Here is a 17,661-nt window from a genome sequence, read left to right as displayed (position 1 = left end):
ATCGTAAGACATTTCGTCCGCACCGGCGGCACCGTTCCCCGTACCGCTCCATGAAGCTACTGACCTTCAGCACCCTGTTCCCGAACCAGCAGCAGCCCAACCACGGCATCTTCGTGGAGACCCGGCTGCGCAACCTGGTGGCCAGCGGCCAGGTCGCGTCGCGGGTGGTGGCGCCGGTGCCCTGGTTCCCCTCGCGTCATCCGCGTTTCGGCCAGTACGCCAGGTATCCGGCGGTGCCCGCGCGCGAGGAGCGCCACGGCCTGGACATCCGCCACCCGCGCTACGTCACCCTGCCGAAGGTGGGCATGAATGTCGCACCGATGCTGCTGATGCAGGGCGCGAAGGGCGAGATCGGCCGCATCATCGACGAGGGCTACGACTTCGACGCCATCGACGCCCATTATTTTTATCCGGACGGCGTGGCCGCCGCCATGCTGGGCCGCTACTTCAACAAGCCGGTGGTGATCACGGCGCGCGGCTCGGACGTCAACCTGTTTCCGCAGTTTCCGCTGCCGCGGCGCATGATCCAGTGGGCCGCCAGCCAGGCCAGGGGCATCATCACCGTCAGCCAGGCGCTGAAGGACAGCCTGGTGCAGCTGGGCGTGCGTCCGGCCGCGATCACGCCGCTGCGCAACGGCGTCAACCTGGACACCTTCCGCCCGCTCGACCGCGAGGCGATCCGCGCCACGCTCGGCCTGACGCAGTACACCCTGATCTCGGTCGGCCACCTGATCGAGCTGAAGGGGCACCACCTGATCATCGGGGCGCTGCCGGGCTTGCCCGACGTGGTTCTGTTGATTGCCGGACACGGCCCGGACCGCGGCAAGCTGGAAGCGCTGGCGCAAAGGCTTGGCGTGGCCGACCGCGTGCGCTTCCTGGGCGCGGTGCCGCAGCCCGAACTGAAACAGTATTTCAATGCGGCCGACCTGATGGTGCTGGCGTCCAGCCGTGAAGGCTGGGCCAATGTGCTGCTCGAGTCGATGGCCTGCGGCACGCCGGTGGTGGCGAGCGCCGTCGGCGGATCGCCGGAAGTGGTGGCGGCGCCGGCCGCYGGCATGCTGATGCCGCACTACAGCAGCGAGGGCGTGCTGGAAGCGGTGCAGCAGCTGCGCGCACGCAATCCGGACCGGGCGGCCACCCGCCGCTATGCCGAGGGATTCAGCTGGGACTTCACCACCCGCGGCCAGATCGACCTCTTCCAGAAAATCATTGTAGATTACGCCGCGTGAGACTTTCTTTAGCGATCTTCCGGCCAGGGAGCCGGGCATGAGCACCTACCAGCGTTCCGCTGCGCCGATCCCGGTGCTGATGCGCGCCATCGGCGACAGTTACGCCCTGTGGCCAGCACGCAAGGCGCGCCTGTGCATCGTGAACTACCACCGGATCCTGGAAGTCTCCGACCCGCTGCTCGAGAACGAGCCCGACGTCCGGACCTTCCGCAAGCACATGAAGATGCTGGCGGACTGCTTCAAGGTGCTGCCGCTGGATGAGGCGCTGGCCGCGCTGCAGCAGGGCCGCCTGCCGGCGCGCGCGGTCTGCATCACCTTCGACGACGGCTACCGCTCGGTGCACGACCTGGCGCTGCCGGTGCTGCGCGAGTTCAACCTGCCGGCCACCGTGTTCGTCAGCAGCGGCTACGTGGACAGCGACGAGAACATGTGGAACGACCGCATCGTCGACGCCGTCCGCGCCGCTGTCGGCCAGGAGCTGGACCTGCGCGCCATCGGCGCCGGCCGGCATCCGCTCGACAGCATGGAGGCGCGCTGCAGCGCGGTGCGCCAGCTGACCACGCGCGCCAAGTACCTGCCGCCCGCCGAGCGCATGGCGCTGGTCGAGGAACTGGAAGCGCTCGCCCGTCCCGCCGGCCGTCCGCTGATGCTGAGCGCGGAGATGGTGCGCACGCTGCAGGCATCGAACGTCGAGATCGGCGCGCACACGGTGTCGCACCCGATCCTGACCAGCCTGCCGGACGCCGACGCGATGGCCGAGATCGCCGGCAGCAAGGCGGCCCTGGAAGCCATCCTGGGCCGGCCGGTGCGCCATTTCGCCTACCCGAACGGCAAGCCCAGCCTCGACTTCGACGAACGGCACGTGGCGATGGTGCGCGATGCCGGTTTCGCGGCCGCGTTCTCGACGGCGCCGGGTCCGGTCACGGAAGCGGATAATGTGTTCACTCTGCCGCGTTCACGGCCGTGGGACACGAGTACCTTCTTTTATATGTTGCGCCTGCTGCGCTGGCTGGCCAGCTAGGTTTCATTTGTCTTCACTGCCGTACAAGAAAGCCCCAGATGCAAAACAGGAGCAATTCCACTTTGACGGAAATCCACGAGCCGCCCATGCAGACCGATGTGCCGCAGAGCGCGGCCTTCGATGAAGCACCGGCGGCGCCGCTTGCCGCCAGGCCGGGCGTGCTGCTGGTGGCTTTCCACTTCCCGCCGCAGCGCGGCAGCAGCGGCATCCAGCGCACGCTGAAGTTCGCCCAGCACCTGCCCCAGCTCGGATGGAAGCCGCTGGTGCTGTCCGCTCACCCGCGTGCGTATGTGGCCTCGAGCGACGACCAGATGAACGACGTGCCGGGCGACCTGGTCGTGCGGCGCGCCTTCGCGCTCGATTCCGGACGTCACCTGGCGATCCGCGGCCGCTACCTGCGCGGCATGGCGCTGCCGGACCGCTGGATCACCTGGTTGTTCGGCGCCGTGCCGGCCGGCCTCAAACTGATCCGCGAACACCGCCCGCGCCTGATCTGGTCGACCTATCCGATCCCGACCGCGCACCTGATCGGCTACACGCTGAAGCGCTTCACCGGCCTGCCGTGGATCGCCGACATGCGCGATCCGATGACCGAGGAGCACACGCCCCCCAACCGCCTGGTGTGGCGCGCCTACCGCTGGGTGGAAAAGCTCACGGTGCACAACTGCACGCGCATGGTGTTCACCACGCCGGGGGCGCTGGCGATGTACCGCGCGCGCTATCCGGAGGTGCCGCCTTCGCGCTTCGGCCTGATCGAGAACGGCTACGACGAAGACGACTTCGTGCGCGCCACCGCCAGCTACGTACCGAAGCCGAAGGGCGACGGTCCGCTGGTGCTGCTCCACAGCGGCATCATCTATCCGACCGAACGCGATCCGAGCGCGATGCTAGCGGCACTGGGCGAACTGCGCCGCGAGGGCCTGATCGGCCCCGACACCCTGCGCGTGGTGCTGCGTGCCTCGATCCATGAGGACCTGCTGGGCGACCTGATCGACCAGCACGGCCTGCACGGCCTGGTGGTGCTGGAACCGCCGATTCCGTATCGCGCGGCGCTGGCCGAGATGCTGGACGCCGACGGCCTGCTGGTGATGCAGGCGGCGCACTGCAATTCGCAGATCCCGGCCAAGCTGTACGAATACATGCGCGCGCGCCGTCCGATCCTGGCGCTGACCGATCCGGCCGGCGACACCGCCGCCACCATGCGCGGCGCCGGGCTGGACACCATCGTGCGGCTGGACGACAAGGACGACATCAAGGCCGGCGTGATGCGCTTCGTCGGCCTGGTGCGCAGCGGCGAGGCGCCGCTGCCGCCGGAAAACGCCAGCGAATTCTATTCGCGCCGTTCGCGCAGCAGCCAGTTCGCGACCTTGCTGGATGAAGTGGTGAAGGAACACGCGCGCCAGGACTGACGCGCGCGGTTTTGTTCAGCGTTACCGAGGCCGGGCGGCCAGCTGTTCGGCAGTTGAATAAATGGTGATGCCCTGCCCCGCCATCTTTTCCAGATGGTCGAAGAAGGCGCGGGCCGGGATGAACCAGGAATCGCCCTCGCCCACCGTGCCGTTCACGCGCAGGCCGGCGCGCTCGAACTCCTCGCGGAAATACGCGCGCAGGTCTTCGCGCGCGGCATAGTCGATGCGGCGCGCCGCCACCGCCGGCGCGAACGGACGCACCGGCACGTCCCAGCGCTTGCCCTCCTTGTCCAGGCACGGCAACTGGTAGGTGCGCTCCTCCCAGATCGGTTCTGGGAAGCGTTCGCCCATGGCGTCTTCCACCACGTGGTAGAAGGTCACCGGCCCCATCGAAATGCCCAGCCCCAGCACCTTGGCGCCGTCGAGGCCGACGAAGCGCTGCCACGGCGAGCCTTCGCCGAAGATCGAGGGCGCGCGGTGATGGGCTTCGGTCAGGTACTGCGCGTGCCTGCCCCAGGCCGACACCGAATGAGTCGGGTGCACGCTGCGGTGGGTGGCCGCCTCGCGCAGGAAGGTTTCCGGCAGCCGGCCCATATTGGTGCCGTGGCTGCGCGGATCGAACACATAGCCTTCCATCTCGCAGGTCGCCTTGACGGTGCCGGCCGGCAGATAATAGGTCGGCACCAGCAGCGTGCCTTCCGCGCCGACCGCGTCCTGCAGCGCCTTGACCACGCTCGAGGCGCCGCCTTCCACATAGCCGAGGCTTTTCAGGGACGAATGCAGGAACACGGTGTCGCCCGGCCGGATGCCGAGGCGCGCCAGGTCGCGGGCCAGGTCGGCGCGCGTCACGTGGCTGCCGGATTGGCGGAGCTGGCGCTCGCTGCGGCGGCGGCGCAGCGCTTCCAGGGCCGCCTTGACGGTGCGCTTGAGGGGTTTAAGCATTGCCGGCGAGCTCGATTTCCAGCAGGTTGGCGTCGATGCAGAACTTGGCGGCCCAGTTCAGGTATTCCCACTGGCCGTAGTCGCCGTTCACCGGGAAGGAACCCTTGATGCCGCCGACCATGCCTTCATGGCCTTCGAAGCGCACGGTGCGGCGCACGAAGGCGGTCAGCTTGCGGCCGGCCTCCAGGTAGCGGCGCTCGCCGGTCAGGCGGTGCAGCAGGAACAGGCAGTGCGCGATCTGCACCGAGCCGGTCAGGCAAACGTAGTTCACGGCACCGCGGAAGTTGCGGTCCAGGCGGCCGGCCAGGTAGCCGTCGGCGCCGATCGCTTCGACCAGGCTCTTGCCGGTACGCTCGGCCGCCTGCAGCAGGTCGGCGCGGCCGGACAGCAGGTGGCCTTCCAGCACGCCGCGCAGCACGTAGCCGATGGTGTGGGTCAGCGGGTTGTCGGCGTCGGTCAGGCAGTTGGAGGCGAACCAGCCGTTCGGCTGCTGCTTGCCGATCGCCCAGTCGACCTGGCGCAGGCCGGCCTCGCCGTAGCCATTGCCTGGCGCCACGCGCTCGGCTTCGAACAGGCCCCACGACACATGGGTCTCGTAGGCCTTCTCGCCCGGCTTGGCGAACGGGGTCGGGAACTTGCGCCAGCAGCCGTCTTCGTCGAGGCTGTCGCGCAGCCAGGCGGCGGCGCGGCGCATCGAGTCCAGGTAGCGCTCGTCCTTGTATTCGGCGGCGCCGGCGGCCAGGCCGATCAGGATCTGGCCGGTATTGAAGGTCACCGGCACGCGCGGGGTGGCGTCGATCTTGCCGCCCATGAAGCCGCCTTCCGGGAACTGGATGTCCACGCACCAGTCCAGCATCCGGCGCGCGCGCGCGTGCAGGCCGGCGTCGCCGTTGCGGTTCGCCATCGTGATCATGGTCGGAATGATGTAGCCGGTGGTCTCCGGATAGGAGGTGGCCCAGCCCTTCTGCAGGCTGAAGTCGCGCGCCACGCCGCCGTCCTTCGAGGCCGAGTTGTCCTGCGCCGTGCACAGCCATTCGGTGCAGGCGGCGATGACGGCTTCGGGGCCGGGATCGCGGGCCGGCAGGCCGCGCTTGTCGACCTCCAGCTCGGCCTTGGCCATGTCGGACAGCGGCGGCTGGGAAAGCTGGTGCTTGATTTTTCGTAGCAGTTGGAACACGGGCAGCCCTGAGTAAAAAATTATTAAATTGTAAATAATGATGGCATTGATACCACTCAATGTCAATTTCGCGATATGCCCATCAGGCGAGCGCCGCAGGCATGGCTATTATTGTTTAAGAATTATTTTACTCCAGGCAGCTTTGTTGCCATTTTCGATATGTGCGAGGTATTTACGGCCGGCTCAGGCAGGCGCCGAAGTCCTCGAAGGCGCCATAGCGCGCTTGTGCGGGACGGGGTCCGCCGCACAGGTCAGGCCCGATATCGCCGGCGTTCGAACGGCGTGCAGCCGGTTCGCGCCATTGGAAATCGAGGGCGAGCGGGTCGCGGAACAGCGCGCGGTAGGGATGGCTGCCGAGGTAGAGGCGCGCCGCCGAGGTATACAGATTGTCGTCGAGACGCACGATGCCGTCGTCGCGACTGCGGATCATGCCGTCCACCAGATTGCCTGCGAGGTCGGCGCTGCTCTCGGGGAAACGCACGGTGATGCCGCCGGTATCGACCAGCGTATTGTGCTGCAGCCGGCTGCGCGCGGCCGCATTCAGATAGATGCCGTCGTCGGAGCACGAGGCGACCAGGTTGGCGCGCAGCGTACTGCCGGTCTGCTCGGTGATGCACTTGCCGTCCCTGCAGTATTCCTTTCCCGTGCCGCCGCCGCCCAGCGACAGGCCGATCCGCTGGCCGGGGGCGCCGCGCAGCCTGTCTTCGCAAATCACGATGTTCTGCTCGAACAGGTTGTTGGCGCCGCCGCCCTTGGCGAATGCGCCGTAGCTGATGCGGTCGCCGTCGCCCTTGATGAAGTCGCTGATCAGGTTGCGGCGGACGACCCAGTCGCTGGCCGTCACCAGGTCGATCGGCGTGACCGGCCTGGTGGTGAGGCGCACGCTGTCGTTGCGCAGCGTATTCGATTCGATCAGGCCATGGTCCGGGTAGCGGCCCTTTTCCGCATTGATCTTGAAGTGGGCATCGAAGTCGACGATGAGGTTGTTGACGGCCGCGAAGTGGTGGGCATCACCGACGACGTGGAAAGCATGCTCACAATAATAGGCTTTGGGGCAGCTGCCTCGCAGCGAAAGGTTTTCGAAGCGCCAGTACGGCGCCGATACCCGAAAACCTTCGCCGGCGCCGATCTCCAACTGGACGCTGCCGGGCTCGACAGCACGCACCACGATGGGCGCATCGGCGCGGCCGGGATGGAAGGCCTCGATCGTCCGGCTGGCCTGATAGCGGCCGGGCAGCAGGGTGATCACCTGCCCCGGCGCTGCCGCGGCGACGGCGCGCAGCAGGCCGGTGCTGTCCGATACCAGTACTTCGTCGGCGCCCGGCGCGGGTTTGCCGGAACCGGTTGTCGTGCCGCCGCGCTGCATGCCAACCGTGCCGGACCAGGCAGCGCCTCCCGGCAGCTGTTCGCCACGGTCGGCCCGCACCAGCCATTCCCGGGCCGTGCGGCCGACGCCTTCGATGACGGCATTATGGCCGGCACTGCGGCGCTCGAGATAAGGTCCCAGCGAACGCGGCGTGATGCCCATGCTGGACAGCGTATACAGTCCCGTGCTGGCGGCGGCCGCCGCCAGCAGCAATGCCGATCCCGCTGCCCACGCCCAGCGGCGGCTCCGGTGTTGCGCCACACGCTTTTTTCTGGCTTTTTGCATCGACATTTCACCCAAGAACGTTGAAAATTGCCTTAGAGATACTACTACACGGTTTTGCGTGTCAACAATCTAGTGATTTGCGTCATTCTCACCACATTTCTTAAAATAAAAATATTGATTCGGCGACTATACCTGAATATTTATTGACAACAAAATCGTTAGACAATACAGTTAAGTGTTGTATCGAGGAATTATTTTAGRACTTTTTGATTGTACGTTTGATATTTTTCCCACAGTAAATTAATTTCCTACAGTAATCTGAACTTATTCCGAGCAGCACTATTTCTGTGCGGCGACTTTTTTTGGATAAGTTCAGATATGCGTAACTCTTACACTTCTCGTCCTCTTCTTCTGGTTATTTGCGCTGCCTTGTCCGCATGCGGCGCTGGCAGCAGCGTGGATAGCGCGTCGAACGCTTCCGCTTCGGCCTCCACCGCCAACCCGGCCACGACCGCCGGCTCGCTGGTTACCAACGTACTCAACGGTCCGATCACGACCACCGTCACGCCGCCCACGACCTCGACCGGCAGCGGCACCGGCACCGGCTCGACCACCACCGGCGGCATCACCACCGTCCAGCTGACCAGCGTGGCGACCGCTTCGCAGACCAACGCTGCGGCCACCTTCGGCCAGGTATTTGCTCAAGGCGACGTGCCGAGCGGCCAGACTGTGGTCGCCAAAACCGCCAGCGGCGCCACGGTTCCCCTGCAGATGGACGTCAAGGCACGTCACGCAGACGGCTCGGTGCGCCATGCCGTCCTGACCGTACAACTGCCGAGCACGGCGGCGAAGCAGTCCGACACCGTGACCCTGTACCGCGCCACCGCCGCCGCCGCCGCCGCCCCGGCAAGCCCCGCAACCCTGCTGAACAACGGCTTTACCGCCAGCGTGAACCTGACCATCGCCGGCGTGAAATACACGGCATCGGCCGATACCCTGCTGAAGTCCGGCAAGGTCACGAGCTGGCTGGCCGGCCCGCTGGTCAATGAATGGATCGTGTCCGCGCCGCTGAAGGATTCGGCCGGCAACGAACATCCGCACCTGATGGCCCAGTTCGCCATCCGCTCTTACACCGGCAGCAAGGCCGCACGTGTCGACGTCACCGTCGAGAACGACTGGGCCTACGACGCGTCGCCGCAAAACGTGACCTACGACGCCCAGGTGCTGGTCGGCGGCCAGGCCGTCTACACCCAGGCCGCGCTAACCCATTACCACCACGCGCGCTGGCGCAAGGTGTTCTGGTGGGGCACCGAGCCGAAGCTGGACGTGCGCCACAACCTCGCCTACCTGCTTGCCACCAAGGCAGTGCCGAACTATGACCAGTCGCTGGTGATCAAGGAAGCAACGATCGCTTCGTGGACTAGCCAGTGGACCAACAGCAAGACCGGTCCGATGAATCCGGGCGTGGGCCAGCCCTATATGCCGACCACCGGCGCCCGCAGCGATATCGGCCTGATGCCGGCCTGGAACGCGCTGTACCTGCTGAGCATGGACCAGCGCATGAAGAACATCTCGCTCGGCATGTCGGATCAGGCAGGCGCCTGGCCGTCGCACTACCGCAACAAGACCACCGGCCGTCCGGTGACCCTGGCGGAGTATCCGTATTCGACGACCTTCAACGCGAAGTACGACTCGCTCAACCCGGCAACCGGCCAGCGTGAAATCTTCCCGGTCTGCACTACCTCGTGCACGAGCCCGATGGTCGCCGACACCTCGCACCAGGCAGCGTTCTCCTATCTGCCGTATCTGGTGACCGGTGACTACTATCACCTGGAAGAGCTGCAGTTCTGGGCCAACTTCAGCAGCTTCGCCAGCAACCCCGCCTATCGCTCGTACGGCAAGGGCCTGGTGGGTTCGGACCAGGTGCGTGGCCAGGCATGGTCGCTGCGTACCCTGGCGGAAGCCGCCTACATCACGCCGGACAACGATCCGCAGAAGGCGAACTTCACGGCCATCGTCAACAGCAACATCGACTATTTCGACGCGAAATACACCAACAACGCCTTGGCCAACAAGCTGGGCGTGATCGAAAACGGTTATGCGATCGTGTACGACACCAACACCGGTCTGGGACCGTGGCAGGATGACTTCTTCACCTCGGCCATCGGCCACATGGTGGAACTGGGCTTCACCCGCGCCCAGCCGCTGCTGACCTGGAAGTCGAAGTTCGTGGTGGACCGCATGGTTGGCGACGGCTACTGCTGGATCCAGTCGTCGGCCTACACCCTGAAGGTACGCGACAGCGCCACGTCGCCGCTCTACACCTCGATCGGCCAGGTCTATAAGAACACCTTCCCGTCGACGTTCACGAGCCTGGCTTGCGCCAGCCCGGAAATGGCCGCCAACCTGAAGCTGCGTACCGGCGAAATGGTGAGCTACCTGACCGCCCAGAGCCCGCAGTCGATCATGCGTCCGGCACTGGCCTATGCCGCCGGCGCGAACGCGAACGGCAAGAAGGCATGGGACCTGTACGCCAAGCGTCCTTACCAGCCGGACTATGCCGCTGAGCCGGAATACGCGATCGTTCCGCGCTAATCCGACCCGGTAACCGGTTCTGCCCGACACCCTGCAAGCCTGGCTTGCAGGGTGTTTTTTATTTAAGACCTGTAGCACAACACACACGGTTTCCAACCGTGTTGCCCATACTCACGTGTTATTCTATCGACCATTCTCATCCAGGCAATCACGGATATGATCGATAACCTAGCCTTGCTATTGTTCGGATCGCTGATTCTCTATACGGTCTTTCGCGCAATCAAACTCGACAAGCTGTTGCCATGGTTTTCGGCCGACAGCGAGCCGCCCCAGGAACAACCGAAGAAGAAGCGCAAATAAGCAGCAGCTTCCGAATTCCGCCTGCCCGGCGCTTGGCGAGATGGCTTCGCGCAGGCAATGAAAGCACTATGCAATCTCTCTTTTTGTCGGCCGTCTTTTTCACCCTGATCTTCACAGGGTTCTCCGCCGCCTTTGCCGCGGCTCTAGGCTTCGTCTGGGTCGACGTGGTCAAGCCCCAGCAGCTTGCCTGGTCCATCATCACCGGCTGGCCGCTGTCCATGATCGCGGCGCTGGCGATGGTTGCGCAGTATGCGCTCAAGGACAAGAAATTCCCGCCCAAGTTCGGGTCGATCCTGCTCCTGTTCGCCGTGTTCACCGTATGGGTGACACTCACGACGATGATGTCGACCATTCCGGACCGGCCCTGGGCCAAATGGGACTGGGTCTACAAGGTATTGCTGTTCGCAATATTCATTCCCTTCGTCTTCCGCTCGCGGGTGCAGATCGAATCCTTCATCCTGGTCTTCGTCTTCTCGGCCGCGACGATCTTCTTCTCGGCCGGCGTAAAGACCCTGCTCGGCAGCGGCGGCTACGGCGTGCTCGCCATCATGGGCGGCGGCAACACCGGCTTGGCGGAGGGCAGCACCCYGGCGGTGGTCTGCATCATGCTGGTGCCATTGATCGTGTTCCTGATGCGCCATACGATCGTCTTTCCCAGGAACTGGAAGACCTACGGGCTGTTCATCGGCATCATCGTCACCGCCCTCGCCACCGTGGTCGGTACGGGTGCCCGTACCGGCGTCATTGCCGTGGCCGTCCTGTGCGGACTGTCCGCGCTGCAGTCGAAAAAGAAGCTGTGGTGGCTCGCCGGCGCGGCTTTGGCAGGCGTCATCTATTTGAATATCGACCTGTCGCATACGCGCTGGGGCGCCCGCATGTCGACCATCGAGACCTATAACAAGGATTCGTCCGCGCTCGGCAGGCTCAAGGTGTGGGAATGGACGGTCAAGTACACCGTCGAGAACCCCCTGGGCGGCGGCTTCGACTCCTTCCTGCACAACAGGATCGCCAATGTGACAGAGGACGGCACCATCCAGTACTACCCCGAGGGGCGGCTGGTGGGCAAGGCCTTCCATAGCGTGTATTTCGAAGTGCTGGGGGAACAGGGCTTCCCTGGCTTCGCCATGTATTTCTCGATGATCCTGATCGCGCTGGTCAAGCTGCGCAAGCTGAAGAAAAAATGGGCGAAGCATCCGGGCATGGCCTGGCTGGTCTCGCTGGCCGATGCGCTGATCAGCGCCATCCTGATTTTCCTGGCCGGCGGCGCCTTCGTCGGCATCGCCTACCAGCCCTTCATTTTCTACATGCTCGGGCTCACGGTCGCCATCGACCAGTATTCGGCCCGCGTGGAACGCGAAAACCAGATCAAGGCCAAGGCGCAGGCACAGGCGGCAAAAGCAAAAGAAGGTGTGACGACGTGAAGCTCAACCAACTCGCCGGGCTACGGGGGATCTGCGCATGGTGGGTCGTGTTCTTCCATTCGCTGGCCCTGCTGGGCAACTCGATTCCGCTGCCGCTCGCGCACCTGATCGCCCATGGCTACCTGGCGGTCGACCTGTTCTTCCTGCTGAGCGGTTTCGTGATCTTCCTGAGCTATCACGCCTCGCTCGCAAAGAACTTCCCGCATAGCGTGGGCCGCTTCTACTGGAACCGTCTGTCGCGCATCTATCCCCTGCATGCCGTGATGCTGGGCGGCTATCTGATGCTGTTCGCGGCCTTTTATTTCTTCTCGAGCAGCCACGCCGCGCCGGAATCCTATACCTGGAGCACCTTCTTCCAGAGCATGTTCCTGATCCATATGTGGGTCGGCAGCGACCTCACCTGGAACGTGCCGTCCTGGTCGATCAGCTCGGAATGGTTCGTCTACCTGTTCTTCCCGCTGATGGCCTACAGCCTGCGCAAGCTGCGCGGCGGTGTTGCCGCCCACCTGGCGGTGCTGGTGCTGGTTGCCCTGCTGCTGCACCTGGTGTATGCATTCAACGGCATCGAGTCGCTGGGCGCGGGCGTTCCGCGCATGGCCCTGGTCCGTACGCTGCTGGAATTCCTGATGGGCGTGTTCATCGGTTCCCTGTACATCAATCACCGCGAATTCCTGGAAAAATACCGCAACGCCGCGCTGCTCGGCTTCGCCGGCCTGTGCGTGCTGTATGCCAGTGCGCCGCTGCCGGATTACGCCACCATCCCGATGGCGTTCGCCTTCCTGATCGCCTACCTGAGCGTGACGACGTCGCCGATCACCGCTGCGCTGTCGAATCCGGTGCTGGTGTATCTCGGCGAGATCTCGTATTCGACCTATATGGTGCACTACCTGGTCTACGACCTGCTGAAGGCGGGCTTCATGTCGAACGCGAATGAGATCAAGCCTCTGTACGTGTGGCTGTCGTTCGCGCTGGTCCTGCTGCTGTCGGCGCTGCTGCACCACGTGGTCGACGATCCGGTGCAGAAATATTTCCGCCGTCGCCGTCCGGCGAACAAGGCCGCGTGAGGGAAAAGAAGAGAGGAATTCTGTGGCGCGGCTGGCGGGGATCGAACCCACGACCCTTGGCTTCGGAGGCCAATACTCTATCCACTGAGCTACAGCCGCCCTGGAAAATCGGAAGTGATGCGAAGGATACAGCGTTCCACGCGTCCCGTCTATGGATAAGCAGAAGCAGACTGCATAAATTGCGTTTCCTATAACTTAGATTGTTCTATAATCGCTCACTTGAGGTTCTTTCTGTTATGCAAGGAACCTTTAGAGGCTGGCAGGTTTTTTTATCTATATAAGTTAGTAAGGAAATCATGAGCGACGCACATCAGAGTGAACATCAGTCTTTTATCCGAACCCCTAAACAACTCATTGTGGCCGTCGCCGGGTTCTTTCTTGTCATCGTCATCGGCATCATCCTGCTGGTAACCTTCGTCACCAACACCCACCTGTCCGGAGCAGGCTCCGCCCAGAACGCAGAAGCCGTCGCCGCCCGCATCCAGCCGGTCGCCGCCGAAGGCTTCACCCTGAAGGACGCCAACGCACCGAAGGTCCTGCAGAACGGCCAGGCCGTCTATACCTCGACCTGCGCCGCCTGCCACGGCACCGGCGCAGCCGGCGCACCGAAGGCCGGCGATGCCGGCGCCTGGGCCGCACGCATCAAGCAGGGTTACGACACCCTCCTCCAGCACGCCATCCAGGGTATCCGCGCGATGCCGCCCAAGGGCGGCAATCCTGACCTCGACGATGTCGAAGTCGCGCGCGCCATGGTCTATATGGCGAACCAGTCGGGCGCCAAGTTCAAGGAGCCGGAGGCGCCTGCCGCCCCGGCGGCGGCCACTGCGGCAAACGCGGCGCCGGCTGCCGCACCGGCCGAAGCCGGCGCAGCCGCTCCCGCTGCTGCTCCCGCACCGGTGTCTGCAGCTGTTGCCGCGGCCCCGGCCGCCCCGGCAGCCGAAGCGACGGCCAGCGCCAGCGGCGCCGGCAAGACCCTGTACAGCGCGGCCTGCGTCGCCTGCCACGGTGCGGGCATCGCCGGCGCGCCGAAATTCGGCGACAAGGCCGCTTGGGCACCGCGCATCGCCCAGGGCGCCAATGTGCTCCACGAGCACGCCATCAAGGGCTTCCAGGGAAAGAACGGCATGATGCCGCCGAAAGGCGGATCGAGCGCGCCGGACGCCGACGTCAAGAGCGCAGTCGATTACATGGTCGCTGCCGCGAAGTAATCCGACTCTCTTCCGGGAGCCGCATTCGCGGCTCCCACTAGCACGTCCCGATCCTCTGGTCATTAACAGACGACCGAAAATCGTTCGTCTTTTTAACCAAGTGTATCGTTTACGCACACATTATTTGTAACAATTTCCAAGGGCCAAAAGCGGACTCTGCCATAGGAGAATGCCGCTAGAAAACTACATTTGTACCCCGATTCTGTTACGCTTAGGCACTTAACGCGTGACAATTTTCCCGATATGCTGAGGTTTCGTTGTTTCCGAAAAGTATTATTTCGGCAACGCACACGATTCTGAAAACTACGGGGAAACACATGCAACGCGCTCGATTCACTTTGTCCATTCCGGCCGCCCTGCTTGGTCTGGCCTTCGCAGTTCCCGCCTCGGCCGCAACCTTGTCGGTTGGTCCGGGCAAGACTTACGCAACTCCCTGCAAGGCCTTTGCCGTCGCCAAGAGCGGCGATGTGGTCGAAATCACCGGCAACACGACCTATACCGGCGACGTCTGCGCCATCTATACGAGCAACCTGACCATCCGCGGCGTGAACGGCCGTCCGAAGATCAATGCCGGCGGCAAGTACGCCATGAGCAAGGGTATCTGGGTGGTCGAGGGCAGCAACATCGTCGTCGACAACGTTGAAATGTACGGCGCTAAAGTGCCCGACCGCAACGGCGCCGCACTGCGCCTGGAAGGCACCAACTTCACGCTGCGCAACTCCTTCATCCACGATAACGAAGACGGCATCCTGAGCAACGCCAACACCGCCAGCAACATCGTCATCGAATACACCGAGTTCGGCCACAACGGCTACGGCGACGGCCAGAGCCACAACCTGTACATCGGCAGCAGCGCCAGCCTGACCTTCCGCTACAACTACTCGCACGACGCCAACGTCGGCCACAACCTGAAGTCGCGCGCCAAGGTCAACACGATCGTGTACAACCGCTTCTCGAGCACCCCGGCGGGCCAGACCGGCAGCACCGCGTCCGGCAAGCCGAGCTACGAGATCGACATTCCGAACGCCGGCACGTCCTACGTGATCGGTAACGTGATCGAGCAGCCGGCAAGCAACAGCAATTCGGTCCTGCTGGCCTACGGCGAAGAAGGCGCGACCAACCCGGGCAAGGACCTGTACGTCGTCAACAACACCTTCCTGAACGACGACAGCTCGCACGGCACCTTCTTCTTCATCGGCTCCGGCGTGACCACGCCTGCCCTGCTGCAGAACAATATCTTCGCGGGCACCGGCACCCTGTCCACCCAGACCAGCGCCGTCCAGAAGACCAACTACCGCGCAGCGGCGCCGGGCTTCGTGAACCGCGCCGCCTACGACCTGCGTCCGCTGGCGAATGCGCTGGTGACCAATGCCGGTTCGGTGCCGGGTACCTCGAGTTCGGGCGTGTCGCTCAAGCCGGTGGCGCAGTACAAGCACGTCGCTTCCGGCGTGGCGCGTCCGGCGCTGGGCACGATCGACATCGGCGCCTACGAGGCACAGTAATCCCTGCCGCGGCGCTCAAGCGCCGCCAAGGAAAAGGGCCGCATCGCTGCGGCCCTTTTTTCATTACCGGATGCACATCACCGGATGCGCATCACCAGATGATCACACGGTCCTTCGGCGCTAGGTACATCCTGTCGCCCTGCTTCACCTTGAAGGCCTCGTAAAAGCCCGGCTGGTTGCGCAGCGAACCGTTGGCGCGGAACTGGTCCGGCGAGTGCGGATCGGCCTTGATCTGCGTGATCGTCTGCTGGTCGCGCATCTTCGAGCGCCACACCTGGGCCCAGCCCATGTACAGGCGCTGTTCTCCGGTCAAGCCGTCGATCACCGGCGCCTTCTTACCCTTCAGCGAGATCCGGTAGGCCTTGGCGGCGATCGCCAGGCCCGAGTTGTCGGCGATGTTCTCGCCGAGGGTCAGTTCGCCGTTCACGCGGTAGCCCTTCAGCGGTTCGAAGGCGTCGTACTGCTTGACCAGCATCGCGGTCTTGGCCTTGAAGTTCTTGTGGTCGGCCTTGGTCCACCAGTCGCGCAGGTTGCCGTCGCCATCGTATTGCGCGCCCTGGTCGTCGAAGCCGTGGCTGATCTCGTGCCCGATCACGGCGCCGATGCCGCCGTAGTTGACGGCATCGTCCGCATTCGCGTCGAAGAAGGGCGCTTGCAGGATCGCGGCCGGGAACACGATCTCGTTCATCTCCGGGTTGTAATAGGCGTTCACCGTCTGCGGGGTCATGCCCCATTCGTCGCGGTCGATCGGCTTGCCCAGCTTGTTGATCTCGTAGTCGGCGGCCCACACGCGGGCGCGCATCACGTTGCCGACCAGGTCGTCGCGCTTCACCACCAGGGCCGAGTAATCCTTCCACTTGTTCGGGTAGCCGATCTTCGGCGTGAACTTGGCCAGCTTGGCCTGGGCTTCCTTCCTGGTTTTCGGGCTCATCCAGTCGAGCCTGTCGATCGACTGTTTATAGGCGGCCAGCAGGTTCTTCACCAGCGCTTCCATGCGCGCCTTGCGCTCCGGCGGGAAGTACTGGGCCACATAGAGCTTGCCCAGCGCCTCGCCCTGCGAGCGTTCGATGGCACCGACCCCGCGCTTCCAGCGCGGCTCGATCTCTTCGACGCCGGACAGGGTCTTGCCGTAGAAGCCGAAGCGCTCGTCGACGAAGGCCTTCGACAGATAGCCGGCATAGGCATCGGCCACGTGCATCGACAGATAGGCCTTCCAGGTATCCAGCGAGGTCTTGTTCGACAGCTCGACGAAGGATTTCAGATAGCTCGGCTGGCCGACGATCACATAGGTCGTCTTGCCGGACAGGCCGGCGGCATCGAGCCAGGTCTTCCAGTCATAGCCGGGGGCGAGCTTGTCCAGGTCCGCCAGGCCGACCTTGTTATAGGCCTTGATCGGGTCGCGCAGCTCGACCTTGGTCCACTGCAGCTTCGCGATCTCGGTCTCGAAGCCGACGATGGACTTGGCGTCGAACACGGCGCGCGGGTTGCCGATCAGCGCCAGGGTGCGCTCGACGTGCTGCTCGTACTTCGCCTTGGCGTCGGCCAGCTTCTCGTCGTCGTCCTTCAGGTAATAGTCGCGGTCCGGCATCGCCAGGCCGCCCTGGCCGATGTCGGCGACGTACTTGGTCGAGTCCTTGTTGTCCTGGTGGATGCCGAAGTCGAAAGGCACGTTGACGCCGATCTTGCCGAGGTGGGCCAGCAGGGCCGGCAGCTCCGACTTGTCCTTCAGCGCGGCGATGCGGTCGAGCTCACCCTTCAGCGGCGTGAAGCCCAGCTGCTCCAGGCGCGCCTCGTCCATGAAGCTGGCGTAGAAGTCGCCGATACGTTTGGCATCGGCATTCCGGGGCGCGCCATCCGCCGAGACTTTCTCGATGATGCCGCGCAGCTCGGCCAGCGAATTCTCATAAAGCTGGTCGAAGGAACCCCAACTGGCCTGGTCGGCCGGGATCTGCACGGTCTGCAGCCACTTGCCGTTCAGGTACTGGTAGAAATCGTTCTGCGGACGCACCGACGGATCGATGTACTGGGTGGCGATGCCGCTGGCCAGGGCCGGGCGGGAAGCCGGCGCCGACTTGGTGGATGCACCTTCGGCGGCGTGCGCGAAGCCGGCGATCAGCGCCAGGCTCAGGGCGCTCAGGGCGAGACGTTTCATGACAGGAGTCCCTTTCGATTGAAAAAAAGGCCGCGGCATGCCGCGGCCCT

13 protein-coding genes and 1 tRNA gene are annotated in these 17,661 nt (G+C 64.0%); 9 read left to right on the top strand and 5 right to left on the bottom strand.

All coding sequences use genetic code 11. From position 1 onward, the window contains the following. The first annotated feature begins 50 nt into the window (after window positions 1-50). The 3 genes from AC1DIX_RS03405 to AC1DIX_RS03395 all read left to right on the top strand — a co-directional run bounded on the left by AC1DIX_RS03405 (window position 51) and on the right by AC1DIX_RS03395 (window position 3,659). Entirely contained in the window at window positions 51-1,229 is a 1,179-nt protein-coding gene (locus tag AC1DIX_RS03405) for a glycosyltransferase family 4 protein (protein ID WP_442122902.1), read from the top strand. 37 nt (window positions 1,230-1,266) lie between these two features. Further along, entirely contained in the window at window positions 1,267-2,250 is a 984-nt protein-coding gene (locus AC1DIX_RS03400) for a polysaccharide deacetylase family protein (protein WP_477322030.1), read from the top strand. 86 nt (window positions 2,251-2,336) lie between these two features. Beyond that, window positions 2,337-3,659 (top strand): glycosyltransferase, encoded by a 1,323-nt coding sequence (locus AC1DIX_RS03395; RefSeq protein ID WP_442122900.1) that lies wholly within the window; start codon window positions 2,337-2,339, stop codon window positions 3,657-3,659. Between the two features lie 21 nt (window positions 3,660-3,680). Here AC1DIX_RS03395 and AC1DIX_RS03390 read toward each other — a convergent pair whose 3' ends face one another. The 3 genes from AC1DIX_RS03390 to AC1DIX_RS03380 all read right to left on the bottom strand — a co-directional run bounded on the left by AC1DIX_RS03390 (window position 3,681) and on the right by AC1DIX_RS03380 (window position 7,405). Next, window positions 3,681-4,601 (bottom strand): AAC(3) family N-acetyltransferase, encoded by a 921-nt coding sequence (locus AC1DIX_RS03390; RefSeq protein ID WP_477322028.1) that lies wholly within the window; start codon window positions 4,599-4,601, stop codon window positions 3,681-3,683. Beyond that, window positions 4,594-5,778, bottom strand: a complete 1,185-nt coding sequence (locus tag AC1DIX_RS03385; RefSeq protein WP_442122898.1) for a hypothetical protein — start codon at window positions 5,776-5,778, stop codon at window positions 4,594-4,596. The genes AC1DIX_RS03390 and AC1DIX_RS03385 overlap by 8 nt, the downstream gene beginning before the upstream one ends. Before the next feature lie 172 nt (window positions 5,779-5,950). Beyond that, window positions 5,951-7,405, bottom strand: coding sequence for a right-handed parallel beta-helix repeat-containing protein (locus AC1DIX_RS03380; protein ID WP_477322025.1), 1,455 nt, complete (start codon window positions 7,403-7,405; stop codon window positions 5,951-5,953). 420 nt (window positions 7,406-7,825) lie between these two features. Between AC1DIX_RS03380 and AC1DIX_RS03375 the strand changes: the two genes are divergently transcribed. The 4 genes from AC1DIX_RS03375 to AC1DIX_RS03360 all read left to right on the top strand — a co-directional run bounded on the left by AC1DIX_RS03375 (window position 7,826) and on the right by AC1DIX_RS03360 (window position 12,749). Beyond that, the gene (locus tag AC1DIX_RS03375) at window positions 7,826-9,964 is read left to right on the top strand and encodes an RIFT barrel domain-containing protein (protein WP_477322023.1); all 2,139 of its coding nucleotides are present in this window, start codon (window positions 7,826-7,828) and stop codon (window positions 9,962-9,964) included. Between the two features lie 156 nt (window positions 9,965-10,120). Further along, the gene (locus AC1DIX_RS03370; protein WP_442122895.1) at window positions 10,121-10,264 is read left to right on the top strand and encodes a hypothetical protein; all 144 of its coding nucleotides are present in this window, start codon (window positions 10,121-10,123) and stop codon (window positions 10,262-10,264) included. A gap of 68 nt (window positions 10,265-10,332) precedes the next feature. Further along, window positions 10,333-11,685 carry a putative O-glycosylation ligase, exosortase A system-associated gene (locus AC1DIX_RS03365; RefSeq protein ID WP_477322021.1) on the top strand — a complete coding sequence of 451 codons (1,353 nt, stop codon included), beginning with the start codon at window positions 10,333-10,335 and terminating at the stop codon, window positions 11,683-11,685. Then, entirely contained in the window at window positions 11,682-12,749 is a 1,068-nt protein-coding gene (locus AC1DIX_RS03360; RefSeq protein ID WP_442122893.1) for an acyltransferase family protein, read from the top strand. The genes AC1DIX_RS03365 and AC1DIX_RS03360 overlap by 4 nt, the downstream gene beginning before the upstream one ends. A 23-nt stretch (window positions 12,750-12,772) precedes the next feature. Here the strand turns inward: AC1DIX_RS03360 and AC1DIX_RS03355 are convergent. Next, window positions 12,773-12,848, bottom strand: a tRNA-Arg gene (locus AC1DIX_RS03355). A gap of 197 nt (window positions 12,849-13,045) precedes the next feature. Between AC1DIX_RS03355 and AC1DIX_RS03350 the strand changes: the two genes are divergently transcribed. Together AC1DIX_RS03350 and AC1DIX_RS03345 are read left to right on the top strand one after the other, a co-directional pair. Continuing rightward, the gene (locus AC1DIX_RS03350) at window positions 13,046-13,957 is read left to right on the top strand and encodes a c-type cytochrome (RefSeq protein ID WP_477322019.1); all 912 of its coding nucleotides are present in this window, start codon (window positions 13,046-13,048) and stop codon (window positions 13,955-13,957) included. Window positions 13,958-14,274: 317 nt separating this feature from the next. Further along, window positions 14,275-15,459 (top strand): right-handed parallel beta-helix repeat-containing protein, encoded by a 1,185-nt coding sequence (locus tag AC1DIX_RS03345; RefSeq protein WP_442122891.1) that lies wholly within the window; start codon window positions 14,275-14,277, stop codon window positions 15,457-15,459. A 91-nt stretch (window positions 15,460-15,550) separates the two neighbouring features. On the opposite strand, the gene AC1DIX_RS03340 is transcribed toward AC1DIX_RS03345, so the two are convergent. Next, window positions 15,551-17,611, bottom strand: a complete 2,061-nt coding sequence (locus AC1DIX_RS03340; RefSeq protein ID WP_477322017.1) for a M13 family metallopeptidase — start codon at window positions 17,609-17,611, stop codon at window positions 15,551-15,553. Between the last annotated feature and the right edge of the window lie 50 nt (window positions 17,612-17,661).

It is taken from the genome of Massilia sp. 05N420 (genome assembly GCF_056397205.1).
This window is presented reverse-complemented; position numbering and strand designations above follow the sequence as displayed.